The following is a 15,353-nucleotide window of genomic DNA, read 5'->3' as shown; positions in this document are numbered from 1 at the left end:
ATGCATTAAGAAGTTATTTAACTTTTAATTTTTGAATATGGTCGTAATCTGGTGTAGCAAAAAGTGTTTTTTGATTATCGTAAGTTACAAAACCAGGTTTTGAGCCTGAAGGTTTATGAACGTGTTTGATTTCAGTATAATCTACAGGGATTTGACCTGAATTGCCAGCCTTGGAAAAGTAGCCAGATAACATTGCAGCCTCTTTAATGGTTGTTTCGCTCGGATCATCATTTAGTATTACAACGTGTGACCCTGGAATATCTTTGGTATGGAACCAAAGATGATTTTTTGAGGCTTTCTTATTTGTTAAATAATCATTTTGTTTGTTGTTTTTACCTACGAGTATTGTGTCACCGTCTGTTGATACATACTCTTGTAGTTGTATAGTTTGTTTCTTTTTCTTTTTACTTTGTTTGCGTTGTTTCATATAGCCTTGTTCTGCCAATTCATCGCGAATATCATCTATATCGTCTACAGAAATATGTGCGAGTTGTTGGTCGATACTTTCAAAATAAGCAATATTTTCCTTAGTCAAATCAATTTGATGATGTAGTTCATGGGCTCTCGTTTTTAACTTATTATATTGCTTATAGTAGAGTTGCGCATTAACTGCAGGAGATTTCGTCGTTTTCAGAGGAATAGTTACTTCTTCACCAGTATAATAGTTAAGTGCAGTTACTTCTTTGTCGCCCTGTTTAATGCGATAGATATTGGCAGTGATTAATTCTCCATATAACTGCTGTAGTTCTTTATCTTTAGTGCCTTCTTGCTCATCCAGCAGCTTGCTTAGTTTATTTTGATACTTATGCAGTTGTTGTTGTACAAATTTCACTAAATCATTGGCGCGTTGTTTGACACGTTCTCTTTCACCACGTGCATCATAATAGCGATCAAGTAAATCATGAAGAGAGTCATATAGTACAACGTCGTCATAAAATTGATTTAATTTCATGAAATAAAAGTCTTCTTTACCTGTTTCGTGGTTTTTATGAAAGATTGGTGTAGGTGCTTCATTGGTTTCAGCCATCACTGTATCAAAAGCTTCTGGTAGCGTTTGAGCTGTCATAAATTGTTTGCGACTTACAATTTCATTTGTAATTAATGGACTGAAACCTTCGAATTGATCGAGTAATTGTCGCGCTATTTTTCCACTGTTAAAATCAATATATTTTAAAGCCTCATCACCAGTAATTTCATAGGGATTTACTTTGTTTTGTAATGGGGGTGTCTCATATTCAAACCCCGGCATAACCGTACGATATTGATTCGTATTAGGTGTTAAATGTTTAAATCCTTCAATAATTTTACGATTTTCATCAACGAGTACCAAATTACTATGTTTACCCATAATTTCTAAAATCATAGTACGATGTATTGTATCGCCAATTTCATCTTTGCTTTCAACATCTATCTCTACACGTCTATCATTACCAATTTGTCTAATTGCTTTTACAATACCACCCTCAAGATGCTTACGGAATACGCGAGCAAACATAGGGGGATCAAATGGGTTGTCATATTTTTTATTAGTGAGATGCATTCTAGTAAAACTAGGATGGATAGAAAGTAGAAGTTGATGATTTTTACGATTTTGACGAATAACGACAATCAGCGTGTCGTTTTCTGGTTGATTTATTTTGTGGATTCTACCGTCTACTAAAAATTGTAACGATTCCACCATTTTTCTTGTAAATAAACCATCGTATGCCATTACTATCAGCCACCTTATTTTTAGTCATTCATCATATTGTAACACGGCAAAAAGAATTGGTCATGGTCAAAGTTTGTACTAAGTATGCTATACAATCAAATGGTGATTGTGGTATCATGTGTTAATAATAGAAGTATAGCTTAGAGAGGTCGTAAGTCATGGATAATGAGAAAGGTTTGTTGATTGTACTATCTGGACCTTCTGGTGTAGGGAAAGGTACAGTTAGAAAGAAAATATTTGATGACCCATCCACATCTTATAAATATTCTATTTCAATGACAACACGTGATATGCGTGAGGGTGAAGTTGATGGCGTTGATTACTTTTTCAAAGCAAAGTCTGACTTTGAAGAATTAATTAAACAAGATCAATTCATAGAATATGCAGAGTATGTTGGCAATTATTATGGGACACCTGTGCAGTATGTTAAAGACACTATGGATCAAGGCCATGATGTGTTTTTAGAAATTGAAGTCGAAGGTGCCAAACAAGTGCGTAAGAAGTTTCCAGATGCATTGTTTATATTTCTTGCTCCGCCAAGTTTAGACCATTTACGCGAACGATTAGTCGGTCGTGGTACAGAATCTGATGAAAAAATTCAAAGCCGTGTGCACGAAGCGCGTAAAGAAGTGGAAATGATGAACTTGTATGATTATGTTGTCGTTAATGACGAAGTTGATTTAGCAAAACAACGTATTCAATCGATTGTAGATGCAGAGCATTTGAAAAGAGAACGCATTGAAGCAAAATATAGAAAAATGATATTGGAGGCAAAAAAATAATGTTATACCCACCATTAAACCAATTAACATCAAAGATTAACTCGAAATATTTAATTGCAACTACTGCTGCAAAACGTGCACGTGAAATAGATGAAAATCCAGAAACTGCATTGTTAAATAAGTACAACTCAAAAAAACCCGTAGGTAAAGCTTTAGAAGAAATTGCTGACGGTGAAATTTATCCAGACGGTACAATAAAACTTTCTTAAGTAATTGAACGTTCACCTTGAAATACATTTATATAATTGAGATGGCATTAAATAAAGGTCTTTCAAGCGCACACCATGCAAAAGCAAGGTGTGCTTTTTTAATTTATCTATTAATTTGTGTATAATAATGAGTAATCATGCCAATAAAACAACATACAACTTAATGTTTGTTGTTTTATAAGCCATCACTGAGTTATTACGTAATAACCAGTCACGTTTAAACTATCTGGAGGTAAATTATAATGAAACGAATCTTACTTGCTGTAACAGGCGGTATAGCTGCATATAAAGCCATCGATTTAACGAGTAAATTAACGCAAGCTGGATATGATGTGAGCGTTATGCTTACAGATCATGCACAAGAGTTTGTAACCCCTTTAGCTTTTCAGGCGATAGGAAGAAATGCCGTATATACAAGTACATTTGTTGAACAAAACCCTAAAGAAATACAACATGTTGCATTAGGAGACTGGGCAGATGCAATTGTAGTTGCGCCAGCGACTGCCAACACAATTGCTAAATTAGCACACGGTATTGCTGATGACATGGTGACTTCAACATTATTAGCTACAGAAACGCCCAAATTTGTTGCGCCAGCAATGAATGTGCATATGTACGAGAATAACAGAACACAGGAAAACATGGCCACATTACGTTCAGATGGGTATTATTTTCTTGAACCAGGTGAAGGTTATTTAGCATGTGGATACGTTGCAAAAGGTCGTATGGAAGAGCCTTTACAAATTGTAGAAAGATTAAATTTATTTTTTAAGGACAAGCAACAGAATCAAACTACAAAGGAAAGTCGATTTGAAGGTGTGCATGCTTTAATTACAGCTGGCCCAACTATCGAAGAGTTAGATCCAGTAAGGTACTTGTCAAATCGTTCTTCTGGGAAAATGGGTTATGCTTTAGCTGAGTCTTTGGAGAAACGAGGAGCAATAGTAACGCTGGTTTCAGGTCCCACAAACATCGTGCCTCCAGAAAATGTAGATACGATTCAAGTTACTAGCGCAGAAGAAATGTTTAAAGTAGTAAAAAATCGTTTTGAAACGCAGGACATCATATTCAAAGCTGCTGCAGTATCGGATTATGCCCCCGTAGAAACATTGGACCATAAATTGAAAAAACAAGATGGAACATTATCTGTTACGTTTAAACGTACACCTGATATTTTGAAGTATTTAGGTGAACACAAGACCAGTCAATTTTTAGTAGGCTTTGCTGCAGAGACGCAAAATATCGAAACGTATGCGCAACAAAAATTAAAACGTAAAAATGCAGATGTCATTATTGCCAATAATGTAGGTGATCGCACAATAGGGTTTAGTTCGGATGACAATGATTATACGATGTACTTTGAAAATGGCGATGAGACGCATTTAGGTAAAGCCAAGAAAGTCATTTTAGCGGAGCGTATACTAGACAGTTTAGAAAATAGGTGGCAATAAAATGATAGCAAAAGTAATTGTTGATATACCTTCTAAGAGTGTAGATTTCACCTTTGACTATATCATTCCTTCTAGATTGCAATCAATGATACAAGTAGGTATGCGTGTAGTGGTTCCTTTTGGCCATAGGACGATACAAGGTTATGTCATGGTGATTACAGAGCAGCCAGATGACAGTATAAATATATCGAAATTAAAAGAAATCAAAGAAATTCAAGATATCAAGCCAGAGTTGACACAAGAACTTATTGAATTAACAGATTGGTATAATAATTATTTTGTTACCAAACGTATTTCAATGTTGGAAGTTATGTTACCGAGTGCTATCAAAGCAAAGTATACAAAAGTTTTTTCTATGGTAGATTCGGAAGCTGTTCCATTGCAATTGCAACAAAGATTTAATGAAGAAGGTCAATATTTATATAAAACAGCACAACAAAATGACGATTTATCCACTATAGCACCACTATTAAAAAATGGTGCAATTCAGGAAGTCACTTTACTCTCTCAAAATCTTAGTAAAAAGAAACAACGTGCAGTGAGAGTAATTGAAGACTTTGATTATGATACCGTTTTAGGGTCATTAGAAAAGTCACCTAAGCAGTATGATTTATATGCGTATTTAGTTGATGAACGCCATCATACAGTAATGTTAAAACATATAGAAGAAATGGGATTCTCAAAATCAAGTGTAGATACATTAACACGCAAGGCTTATATAGAGAAATATGATGCGATCGTAGAACGCGATCCATTTGAAACACGAGTGTTTGAAAAAGATGAAAAGCAGCCACTTACATCTGAACAACAACAAGCTTTTGATGCAATTTTAGAAAACATTAAAGCGCATGAACAACGGACATTTCTGTTACATGGTGTTACAGGTTCAGGAAAGACCGAAGTTTATTTACAAACAATCGAAGAAGTATTAAATTTAGATAGACAAGCGATGATGTTGGTACCGGAAATAGCACTCACACCGCAAATGGTATTGAGGTTTAAACGTCGATTTGGTGATGAGGTTGCAGTATTACATTCCGGTTTATCCAAAGGTGAGCGGTACGATGAATGGCAAAAGATAAGAGATGGTAAAGCTCGCGTAAGCGTTGGCGCACGGTCAAGTGTATTTGCACCATTTAAAGACTTAGGAATGATTATTATTGATGAAGAACATGAATCCTCCTATAAGCAAGAAGACTATCCAAGATATCATGCTAGAGATATTGCACAATGGCGTAGCCAGTATCATGATTGTCCGTTGATATTAGGGAGTGCGACGCCGAGTTTAGAGAGCTATGCAAGGGCAGATAAAGGTGTTTATGAGTTGTTATCTTTACCACATAGAGTGAATCAACAGGCGATGCCAGAAATAGAAATTGTCGACATGAGAGCAGAGTTGAGTGCAGGTAACCGGTCTATGTTTTCAGGACAATTACGGGAAGCAATTCAACAGCGATTAGATCGCAAAGAGCAAATTGTATTGTTCTTAAATCGTCGTGGTTATGCTTCGTTTATGTTGTGCCGCGATTGTGGACATGTGCCACAATGTCCAAACTGTGACATCTCATTGACGTACCATAAATCAACCGATCAATTAAAATGTCACTATTGTGGACATCGGGAAACACCTCCTAATAAATGTCCAAACTGTGAAAGTGAGCATATCAGACAAGTAGGTACTGGTACGCAACGTGTGGAAGAGCTTTTACAAGAGGCGTTTCAAGAAGCACGTATTATCCGTATGGATGTAGATACGACATCTAGAAAAGGCGCACATGAAAAATTATTAGATGATTTTGGTGCGGGTAAAGGGGATATTTTATTAGGTACTCAAATGATTGCCAAAGGACTGGATTTTCCCAATATCACGCTTGTGGGTGTCTTGAACGCAGATACGATGTTAAATCTACCTGACTTTAGAGCAAGTGAACGTACATATCAATTGTTAACACAAGTTGCAGGTCGTGCAGGACGTCATGAGAAAGAAGGAGAAGTCATCATACAAACCTATAATCCAGAGCATTATGCAATTAAAGATGTTCAAGATAATGACTATACTGCTTTTTTTCAAAAAGAAATGAATTACAGAAAAATAGGTAAATATCCACCTTATTTCTTTATGATTAACTTTACCATTGCGCATAAAGATATGAAAAAAGTTATGGAAGCTTCTAAGCATATTCATAAAATTTTGTTACAACATCTAACAGAGAAAGCACTCGTACTAGGGCCCTCACCAGCAGCATTATCAAGAATAAATAACGAGTATCGCTTTCAAATCCTAGTTAAATATAAAAATGAACCTGCGTTACATGAGGCGTTAAAATATCTAGATGATTATTATCATGATTTGTATTTAAAAGATAAATTATCATTAAGAATAGATATTAATCCGCAAATGATGATGTAAATTAGGTGCTTAAATGACTTTATATCAGTATTTAAAAGGGTTTTATAGATTGTTAAAAATTAACTGAGGGCAGAAAAAGGGCAGATGGTTTAATTGGGAATGTTTTCTAACTTCTTAATTAACTATTTGCCCTTTTCTATTATATGCGTGTATATCAGAGTAGTTGATTTCAAAAATGGTTTACTAACCTTGTTGGGTTTTTTTAATATATTTAAGGTTAAGTACTGTTCCGGAAGCGCATATAAAAACAAGTGACAAGAATGTAAGATGTAAAAGTATTTTTTTCTGATAATATTATTTTAGTATCAAAGAAAAAATAGTATTAAGGAGATTATCATGGCATTAGATACGAGGCGTAAACGGATTGTAGATTTAGATTATATGAGGGGATTTGCCTTACTTGGTATCATGCTTACGAATATAATGACTATATTTAATTTGCCCATATCCATCAATTATGGACAAGCTCATTATTTAAAATTTCTTGATTTTTTTATCGAAAGTAAATTCTTTACAATATTTTCATTCTTGTTTGGAATGGGGTTTTATATATTTATTCGAAATAGTAAAGCTAAAGAATTAAATAGTACTATCATTTTTATAAGAAGACTAATTATTTTAGCGTGTTTTGGTATTTTGCATCAACTACTTCAGCCAGGAGAAGCATTATTGTTATATTCAATCATGGGGCTATTATTAATACCAAGTTATTATTTATATAAATATATAAATTTAAGTATGGGATTAATTTTGCTAGGTTTGTGTTTGTATATTGGAAATAAAACATTATTACCGATTCCGTATTTTATATTGGGGCTTACAGCAGGGCAATTTAATATTTTTGATAATGTAAAAAATAAAGCGTTAGTGCTATTAATGAGCATATCTGGTTTATTATCACTAGTCAGTTGGATGATATTAAGTCACTTTTATGTATTTCCAAGTTATAAATTTATAGATGGTGCTTTAAGTAAGGAAGAAGTAAATAACTTTATTCAAGATAAAGCGATTTATGAACATTTAATAATAATTACTAGTCCGTTTATAGCATTATTTTATGTTTCTTTCTTATTGTTAAGTGTTAGAACTCAAATTTTGCATAGAATCTTATACCCGTTGCAACTATATGGGAGAATGGCACTTACAAATTATATAGGCCAGACTTTATTAATTTATTTAGCGATATTACTCTTGGGTAATGAGCGTATAGATTATATAGATACTTTGTGGATTTGTATTATGGTCTATATTTTTCAATTGATATTCAGTGCGTGGTGGTTGAAATGCTTTGAATATGGACCATTGGAATATGTTTGGCGTTTAGGAACTTATTGGAAGCTGTTTAGTATAGTGAAAAAATAAAGATAATATTCGAGTAATCATTTCGACGTCTGTCTAATATATCATGTTGCAAATGACGATAAGAAAAGTGTCATCTCTTGAATAGATGCAACCATGATAAATCATGTTTTAAATCCTTTGAGATTTTTCGAATGCTTTAATAATCTTTTCTGTAAAAAAGATTATGAGCAAGATGAGCAGAATCAGACTAATGCTTTGTAGCGTCACAGACATAGCTTTTAAGTTTACAATAAGATCAATCATTAGCCAGATCGTTCCTACGCACATAAAGCAACGATTAAATAACTTACTATATTTTATAAATTCACCTTGTGCTACACACCAGTTTTGCTCATTTTTTAAAGCACGAGGTGTTCTATAACCTAATACTAAATTCCTGTGTTCATCTAATGTGTTATGATGTTTTTCATAAATTCTACAAACTATCATATTGAGCAACACTACTATAAATAGAATAATATATATCACATCCTTATCTATTCAATTTGAACATATAATGTTTATAGTGAAAAGTTATTTTTAGTTCAAAGGTTGATAGACATTTAGGGAATGAATTGTATTTTATTTGCTAAAATGAGTGCGTATCCTGTTTTGATTACACAAGTGAAGTGATAGATACATGAATAAATGTTAGGTGAATAAAAGCAAATATTAAGATAAACACGTCGTATAAATTATGGGAATTTATACGACGTATATTTTTATGCTATGAGATTTGAAACATTTATTATTTTTACAGAAATGGTTTTAAGAATTATAATTTCATAAAACTAAAAATTTTAATATATTTAATCAAATAAATGTTGTAATATTAAAATATGTTAATTTAGGAGGATATATAATGAAAAAAGTTTTGTTGTCAATATTATTAGTTGTTGTATTTGCAATTGCACTTCCTATAAATAAAGGAAATACAGTTCAAGCTGCTGAACAACATAACCCAGTTGTTTTTGTACATGGCATTGGAGGTAGTGCTAGTAATTTTTATAGTATAGAGAAATACTTAGCTTCACAAGGTTGGAATAGTAATCAATTTTATGCTGTTGAATTTTATAATAAACAAGGTTCTAATATCACTAATGGTCCACAATTAAAACGATACATTGATAGTGTATTACAAAGAACAGGTGCCCAAAAAGTCGATATCGTAGCCCATAGTATGGGTGGGGCGAATACTTTATATTACATAAAAAATTTAGGTGGCGGAAATAAAGTGGATAACGTAGTAACATTAGGTGGTGCTAATGGTCTAACGACGAACCAAGCATTACCTGGTACGGATCCTAATGATAAAATACTGTATACATCTATTTATAGCTTAACAGATGGTATAGTAGCTCCAAGTCTTTCAAGGCTATATGGTGGTAAAAACATTCGATTAACAGGTATTGATCATTTAAGTCTACTCATTAATTATCAAGTTAAGGGATACATTAAAGCAGGATTAAATGGTGGCGGAGAAAACACAAATTAAGAGTATTTTTATAAAAAAGATATAACACTTTAAAAGCACCCATCTATGAATGCATTCATAGATGGGTGCTTTTTATATAAAGCTTTGCATAATATAAGCATACTTGATAACTATTAAATTTTATATGGCTGTAGCTAAAGTGTTACATTACCATTTGAATCAGCAGGTTTAAATGCCACTAACACACCACTAATGATAGCTAAGATGTGAGGAATCGCTGTCCAACAAAATAATATGTGTAAGAGACCTTGCATATTTTTGCCAGCATAAAATTTATGCACGCCAAAACTACCTAAGAAAAAAGCTAGTAAAATATAAATGATTTTATTTACTTCCATCGTCTTTCCTCCTTAATTATAGATAAAATATAAAGATTGATTATTAACTATAGATCAAATTTGACACCATATTACATTGCTTAAATTGAAACTGTAATGCTGTAAAATAATAAAATACATTATTCTAATTGACTATACCTTTATTATCCCAAGGCTACTGTGAATAGTCAAATGATGGGGCTATTAACAGTAGGTCTATCAATATAGACATAACGCTAACGGGTTAGAAATGAAAATCAATGTAATACAATATTACAAGTGATAGTGATTAAGTTAATCATAAAGTGTACTAAATCCATAGGAATTATTAGGAATGAAGATGAATTTATAAAAAAATATCCAATTTAAATTTGCATTTAATACATATTGCAGTTATATTAAATAGTAACGAGTCCAATATAAATTTTAATCACATTTATTTAAGTTATTGATAATGTAGCGATATTACGAAGCGAGTTATGTATACATTGATGAATTACTAAAGTTCATCAAGTAAATTTATTGCGTAAGGGGTTATGCCTATGAGTTTATTAAGTAATAGAGAAGCAACAGGCTTAAGTATTGAAGAATTATCAAATCGTCTAGCGTCATTGTATAAGACAAATTTGAGTCCCGAAAAAATTGAACGCATAGAAACAAATGAATTAAAATTAGGTAATGATGAGGCTAGAATATTAGCAGAATTTTTTAATACGACCTCTGAAGATATTGTCTGAATATTACGAAAATGACTGTGTATTTTATCATATTGTGTGATAGTCTTGATATTAAAATGATAAATCATTATGAAGTCATACATTTAGATTATTGTGAAAGTGATTAATTTAAAAATGATATTGAAATATATGGGAGTGATAAATATATGAGGTTTAATGCATTTAATCAGCCTATTGGAGATCAAATAACGCATTTTGACAAACCTACCTTGCCTAATATAGCAACGTTAGATGGGAACTACTGTCGTTTAGAAAAATTATCTTCAAATCATACTGATGATTTGTTTCGACATTTTAGTGACCCGGAAGATACTCCCAATTGGACATATTTACCAGACGATCAAATCAAAAATTATAATCAATTTCAACAGTATATAAATAATAGAATAAGTTCAAAAGATCCATACTTTTTTTCAATCATAAATAAGACCAATAATGAAGCAATAGGTATAATCGCTTTATTGAGAATAGACCCTCAAAAGGGTTCTATTGAAGTGGGACATATCCATTACGCAAATGTATTGAAACGAACACGCATTGCTACAGAAGTACATTATTTACTGGCGTCCTATGTATTTGATACATTAGGATATCGTAGGTATGAATGGAAATGTGATGCACTCAATGAGCCTTCAAAAAAAGCAGCGCAAAGGTTAGGATTCAAATATGAAGGTACATTTAGAAACCACTTAATATATAAAAATAGAAATAGAGATACATGTTGGTTATCCATTATTGAAAGCGAATGGCCAAACATCAAACACAATTATGAAATGTGGTTAGATGAAAATAACTTTGATGAATCAGAGAAACAATTGAATAAGCTTTCCATATAGACAGAAACAAGTAGATGGCGTTAAATAAGCATTCAAATAGTTAGAACTATAAAGAAGATGAGTCTCAAATCATTGGGATTCATCTTCTTTAATTTTTTAATTTTAAATAAATTAAAAGCTTCACTAAGCATATAATTGGATTATGAGCCTAGATACATTGATACTTTTATGTGAAGCATGGTGCATTTTCATATAAAATAAGTTATAATGATATGATGAAATTTTCTAAGGAGAACATAGTATGACGATAAAACAGCTTGTTGCAAGTCAACACCCAATTCTAAAAAAATCTATTCCTGAAGTCACAATATTTGATAAGCAATTAGAACAATTGTTACTCGATTTAGAAGATACAATGTATGACGTCGAGGCATCAGCTTTATGCGCTCCGCAAATTGGCATTGCACAAAAAGTAGCAATCATTGATATGGAAGCGGATGGCTTGTTACAACTGATTAATCCTCAATTGATAAGTGAATCCGATGAAAAAGTTACGGACCTTGAAGGATCTATTAGCATTCCCGATGTTTTCGGTGAAGTAACACGCAGCAAGATGATTGTAATAAAAGGTAATGATAAAAAAGGTAATGAAGTAGAAATGACTGCATATGATGATATTGCTCGTATGATATTACATATGATTGACCATTTTGATGGTAAGTTATTTACAGAACGTGTAGAGAAATTTTTAAATGAAGCTGAATTGGAGGCGTATTTTAACAATGAGTAAAATCATCTTTATGGGAACACCTGATTTTTCAACGAAAGTATTAGAAATGTTAATTGCTGAACACAACGTGATAGCAGTGGTAACACAACCCGATCGACCAGTTGGTAGAAAGCGTAAATTAACACCGCCACCTGTGAAAGAAGTAGCAGTTGAACATGGTATCCCAGTCTACCAGCCAGAAAAATTAGCACAATCAGAAGATTTACAAACACTTATTGACTTAAATGCTGATCTAATTGTTACTGCAGCTTTTGGACAATTATTACCTGAATCATTATTAGCTTCACCTAAATTAGGTGCTATTAATGTTCATGCATCATTACTTCCTAAATATAGAGGTGGCGCGCCCATCCATCAAGCGATCATTGATGGGCAAAAAGAAACTGGTATTACAATTATGTATATGGTTAAAAAGTTAGATGCAGGAAATATTATTTCTCAAAAAGCAATAGAAATTGAACATCAAGATGATGTTGGGACAATGCATCAAAAATTAAGTTTTTTAGGCGCGGATTTATTAAAAGAGACGTTGCCATCTATTATTAATGGTACGAATCATAGTGTGCCACAAGATGATAGTGAAGCGACATTTGCGTCTAATATTCGTCGTGAAGATGAAAAAATTGACTGGACGTTGCCTGCTGAAGCTATATACAACCAAATTCGAGGTCTTTCACCGTGGCCTGTTGCATATACTGTAATGGACGATGGAAATATGAAAATATATGCATCGCGAATTGAAAAAGATAAAACAGGCACACCTGGCACAATTATTGAAACAACTAAAAAAGCGATTATTGTGGCTACGGGTTCGGAAGATGCAATTGCTTTAACTGATATACAAGTAGCAGGTAAAAAACGAATGCTTGCAGCAAATTATTTGAGTGGCGTTCAGACGTCGCTCGTGGGGAAGGTATTATCATGACAATAGACAATAATGTTAGAGAACTAGCGTTTGAAACGTTGCAATACATTATGAATGATAAAGCATATAGTAATATCATTATAAACGACGTGTTATCAAATAATGAATTGAATCGTGCGGACAAAGGATTATTTACCGAACTTGTATATGGAACATTAAAAAGAAAATTTACTTTAGATTATCTTTTAAAGCCATTTGTACAAACTAAACTTAAAGGTTGGGTAAGACAGCTTTTATGGATGAGTATCTATCAATATGTATACTTGGACAAAGTACCAGAACATGCAATTATCAATGAAGCTGTGGAAATTGCAAAACATAAAGGTGGGCCTCATAATGGTAATGTTGTAAATGGTATTTTACGAAATATCATGCGTAGCGAATTACCAGATTTCACTGAAATCACTGATGATAAAAAGAGAATTGCAATTGAGTACAGTTTACCTAAATGGTTAGTAGATCATTGGGCAACACATTTTGGAATTGAACAAACTGAAGCTATCGCACAATCATTTTTAACAAAAGTAACACAAACTGTTCGAGTGAATGTGACAAGAATTACGATTGAAGATGCAATAAGAAGGTTAGTAGATGATGAATATATTGTTGAACAAGACAAAGAAATTGAAACTTGTTTACATGTCAGTGGAAAGCCAATCATTGATTCTCGTATGTTTAAAGATGGTTTAGTGTCGATACAAGATAAAAGTTCAATGTTTGTTGCTCAGTTAATGGATTTACAAGAGGGTGATGAAGTCTTAGATGCTTGTAGTGCGCCTGGTGGGAAAGCGTGTCATATCGCCGAAGTATTAAACGGCACAGGGCATATTGATGCAACGGATATACATGAACATAAAATAGACTTAATAGATTTTAATATTAAAAAATTACGATTATCTAACATTTCAGCATTTGAACACGATGCAACCGAAAAATATGATAAAGTGTATGATAAGATTTTAGTTGATGCACCTTGCAGTGGTTTAGGTGTATTAAGACATAAGCCTGAAATTAAATATGAACAGTCACAACATACTATTAATTCACTCGTTGAGATTCAACTAGAAATTTTAAATAATGTTAAAGATAACTTGAAACCAGGTGGCACGCTTGTTTATTCAACGTGTACTATTGAACAATTAGAAAATGAAAATGTAATATACACATTTTTAAAAGAAAATAATGATTTTGAATTCGATACATTTGAACACCCAATCACTGGAGAAAAAGTAAAAACGATGCAAGTTCTACCTCAAGATTTTAACTCTGATGGCTTTTTCATTACTAGGATTAAAAGAAAGGAAAATTAATTTATGATAACTGCAGATAAGAAGAAAAAGAACAAGTTTCTTCCCAATTTTGAAAAGCAATCAATCTATTCGCTAAGATACGACGAGATGGAAGATTGGCTAGCACAAAAGGGTCAACAAAAGTTTAGAGCGAAGCAAATTTTTGAATGGCTTTATGAAAAAAGAGTAGACAGCATCGATGAAATGACAAATCTTTCTAAAGAACTAAGAGAAATTCTTAACGAAAACTTTACGATGACGACGATGACGACAGTGGTAAAACAAGAAAGCCGAGATGGCACAATTAAGTTTTTATTTGAATTGCAGGACGGCTATACAATTGAAACAGTACTAATGAGACATGAATATGGTAACTCTGTGTGTGTAACGACTCAAGTTGGTTGTCGTATTGGTTGTACATTCTGTGCATCTACATTAGGTGGGTTGAAACGTAACCTAGAAGCTGGAGAAATTGTATCGCAAGTATTAACTGTTCAAAAAGCCCTTGATGAGTCAGAAGAACGCGTATCACAAATTGTAATTATGGGTATAGGAGAACCATTTGAGAATTATGATGAAATGATGGATTTCTTAAAAATTGTAAATGATGATAATGGTTTAAATATTGGTGCACGTCATATTACAGTTTCTACATCTGGTATTATTCCTCGTATTTATGATTTTGCAGATGAAGATATTCAAATCAACTTTGCTGTGAGTTTGCATGGTGCAAATGATGAAGTGCGTTCACGTTTAATGCCAATTAACAGAGCTTATAATGTTGAAAAACTAATGGAAGCTATTAATTATTATCAAGAAAAAACAAATAGACGTATTACGTTTGAATATGGTTTATTCGGTGGCGTTAATGATCAAATTGAGCACGCTAGAGAACTGGCACATTTAATACAAAAATTAAATTGCCATGTTAACTTAATACCAGTCAATCACGTACCAGAAAGAAATTATGTTAAAACACCTAAAGAAGACATTTTTAAATTTGAAAAAGAATTAAAACGTTTGGGTATTAATGCAACAATTAGACGTGAGCAAGGTGCAGACATTGATGCTGCATGTGGTCAACTAAGAGCTAAGGAACGACAAGTAGAAACGAGGTAGA

The 15,353-nt window shown here is 32.9% G+C and carries 15 protein-coding genes; 12 read left to right on the top strand and 3 right to left on the bottom strand.

Translation table 11 applies throughout. The features are described from left to right. Positions 1-13 precede the first annotated feature (13 nt). Entirely contained in the window at positions 14-1,711 is a 1,698-nt protein-coding gene (locus tag QMO72_RS08625) for an Rqc2 family fibronectin-binding protein (RefSeq protein WP_069824286.1), read from the bottom strand. A gap of 158 nt (positions 1,712-1,869) precedes the next feature. Between QMO72_RS08625 and gmk the strand changes: the two genes are divergently transcribed. From gmk to QMO72_RS08600, 5 genes are all read left to right on the top strand, one after another. Then, complete coding sequence (gene gmk / locus QMO72_RS08620; protein WP_046836195.1) at positions 1,870-2,493, top strand: guanylate kinase; 624 nt, start codon at positions 1,870-1,872, stop codon at positions 2,491-2,493. Then, entirely contained in the window at positions 2,493-2,702 is a 210-nt protein-coding gene (gene rpoZ / locus QMO72_RS08615) for a DNA-directed RNA polymerase subunit omega (RefSeq protein WP_046836196.1), read from the top strand. The genes gmk and rpoZ overlap by 1 nt, the downstream gene beginning before the upstream one ends. A 242-nt stretch (positions 2,703-2,944) precedes the next feature. Next, positions 2,945-4,153, top strand: coding sequence for a bifunctional phosphopantothenoylcysteine decarboxylase/phosphopantothenate--cysteine ligase CoaBC (gene coaBC, locus QMO72_RS08610; RefSeq protein ID WP_103267383.1), 1,209 nt, complete (start codon positions 2,945-2,947; stop codon positions 4,151-4,153). 1 nt (position 4,154) lies between these two features. Continuing rightward, positions 4,155-6,563: a primosomal protein N' gene (gene priA, locus QMO72_RS08605; protein WP_103267382.1), complete on the top strand. Its 2,409-nt coding sequence runs from the start codon at positions 4,155-4,157 to the stop codon at positions 6,561-6,563. Between the two features lie 336 nt (positions 6,564-6,899). Continuing rightward, positions 6,900-7,925: a DUF418 domain-containing protein gene (locus QMO72_RS08600; protein ID WP_103267381.1), complete on the top strand. Its 1,026-nt coding sequence runs from the start codon at positions 6,900-6,902 to the stop codon at positions 7,923-7,925. A 108-nt stretch (positions 7,926-8,033) separates the two neighbouring features. Here the strand turns inward: QMO72_RS08600 and QMO72_RS08595 are convergent, their stop codons facing one another. Next, positions 8,034-8,354, bottom strand: coding sequence for an SdpI family protein (locus QMO72_RS08595; RefSeq protein ID WP_103267380.1), 321 nt, complete (start codon positions 8,352-8,354; stop codon positions 8,034-8,036). A 412-nt stretch (positions 8,355-8,766) separates the two neighbouring features. Between QMO72_RS08595 and QMO72_RS08590 the strand changes: the two genes are divergently transcribed. Further along, positions 8,767-9,399, top strand: a complete 633-nt coding sequence (locus QMO72_RS08590; RefSeq protein WP_069824281.1) for an esterase/lipase family protein — start codon at positions 8,767-8,769, stop codon at positions 9,397-9,399. 134 nt (positions 9,400-9,533) lie between these two features. On the opposite strand, the gene QMO72_RS08585 is transcribed toward QMO72_RS08590, so the two are convergent. After that, complete coding sequence (locus tag QMO72_RS08585) at positions 9,534-9,737, bottom strand: TM2 domain-containing protein (protein WP_046836202.1); 204 nt, start codon at positions 9,735-9,737, stop codon at positions 9,534-9,536. A gap of 521 nt (positions 9,738-10,258) precedes the next feature. Between QMO72_RS08585 and QMO72_RS08580 the strand changes: the two genes are divergently transcribed. The 6 genes from QMO72_RS08580 to rlmN all read left to right on the top strand — a co-directional run bounded on the left by QMO72_RS08580 (position 10,259) and on the right by rlmN (position 15,352). Next, positions 10,259-10,453 carry a helix-turn-helix domain-containing protein gene (locus tag QMO72_RS08580; RefSeq protein ID WP_069824279.1) on the top strand — a complete coding sequence of 65 codons (195 nt, stop codon included), beginning with the start codon at positions 10,259-10,261 and terminating at the stop codon, positions 10,451-10,453. 146 nt (positions 10,454-10,599) lie between these two features. Then, entirely contained in the window at positions 10,600-11,289 is a 690-nt protein-coding gene (locus QMO72_RS08575) for a GNAT family N-acetyltransferase (RefSeq protein ID WP_103267631.1), read from the top strand. 241 nt (positions 11,290-11,530) lie between these two features. Then, complete coding sequence (locus QMO72_RS08570) at positions 11,531-12,019, top strand: peptide deformylase (protein WP_069824277.1); 489 nt, start codon at positions 11,531-11,533, stop codon at positions 12,017-12,019. Continuing rightward, on the top strand, positions 12,012-12,944 hold the full coding sequence (gene fmt, locus QMO72_RS08565) for a methionyl-tRNA formyltransferase (protein WP_103267632.1): 933 nt from the start codon (positions 12,012-12,014) through the stop codon (positions 12,942-12,944). Before QMO72_RS08570 ends, fmt begins: the two co-directional genes overlap by 8 nt. 2 nt (positions 12,945-12,946) lie before the next feature. After that, complete coding sequence (rsmB, locus tag QMO72_RS08560; protein ID WP_286093272.1) at positions 12,947-14,254, top strand: 16S rRNA (cytosine(967)-C(5))-methyltransferase RsmB; 1,308 nt, start codon at positions 12,947-12,949, stop codon at positions 14,252-14,254. Between the two features lie 3 nt (positions 14,255-14,257). Then, positions 14,258-15,352 carry a dual-specificity RNA methyltransferase RlmN gene (gene rlmN, locus QMO72_RS08555; protein ID WP_069824274.1) on the top strand — a complete coding sequence of 365 codons (1,095 nt, stop codon included), beginning with the start codon at positions 14,258-14,260 and terminating at the stop codon, positions 15,350-15,352. Position 15,353 lies beyond the last annotated feature (1 nt).

The organism is Staphylococcus casei (genome assembly GCF_030294405.1).
GTDB classification, from domain to species: domain Bacteria; phylum Bacillota; class Bacilli; order Staphylococcales; family Staphylococcaceae; genus Staphylococcus; species Staphylococcus succinus.
This window is presented reverse-complemented; position numbering and strand designations above follow the sequence as displayed.

Coding starts and splice junctions, on each gene's coding strand:
- QMO72_RS08625 (WP_069824286.1), bottom strand. CDS start 1,711: ATGGCATACGATGGTTTATTTACAAGAAAAATGGTGGAATCGTTACAA.
- gmk (WP_046836195.1), top strand. CDS start 1,870: ATGGATAATGAGAAAGGTTTGTTGATTGTACTATCTGGACCTTCTGGT.
- rpoZ (WP_046836196.1), top strand. CDS start 2,493: ATGTTATACCCACCATTAAACCAATTAACATCAAAGATTAACTCGAAA.
- coaBC (WP_103267383.1), top strand. CDS start 2,945: ATGAAACGAATCTTACTTGCTGTAACAGGCGGTATAGCTGCATATAAA.
- priA (WP_103267382.1), top strand. CDS start 4,155: ATGATAGCAAAAGTAATTGTTGATATACCTTCTAAGAGTGTAGATTTC.
- QMO72_RS08600 (WP_103267381.1), top strand. CDS start 6,900: ATGGCATTAGATACGAGGCGTAAACGGATTGTAGATTTAGATTATATG.
- QMO72_RS08595 (WP_103267380.1), bottom strand. CDS start 8,354: ATGATAGTTTGTAGAATTTATGAAAAACATCATAACACATTAGATGAA.
- QMO72_RS08590 (WP_069824281.1), top strand. CDS start 8,767: ATGAAAAAAGTTTTGTTGTCAATATTATTAGTTGTTGTATTTGCAATT.
- QMO72_RS08585 (WP_046836202.1), bottom strand. CDS start 9,737: ATGGAAGTAAATAAAATCATTTATATTTTACTAGCTTTTTTCTTAGGT.
- QMO72_RS08580 (WP_069824279.1), top strand. CDS start 10,259: ATGAGTTTATTAAGTAATAGAGAAGCAACAGGCTTAAGTATTGAAGAA.
- QMO72_RS08575 (WP_103267631.1), top strand. CDS start 10,600: ATGAGGTTTAATGCATTTAATCAGCCTATTGGAGATCAAATAACGCAT.
- QMO72_RS08570 (WP_069824277.1), top strand. CDS start 11,531: ATGACGATAAAACAGCTTGTTGCAAGTCAACACCCAATTCTAAAAAAA.
- fmt (WP_103267632.1), top strand. CDS start 12,012: ATGAGTAAAATCATCTTTATGGGAACACCTGATTTTTCAACGAAAGTA.
- rlmN (WP_069824274.1), top strand. CDS start 14,258: ATGATAACTGCAGATAAGAAGAAAAAGAACAAGTTTCTTCCCAATTTT.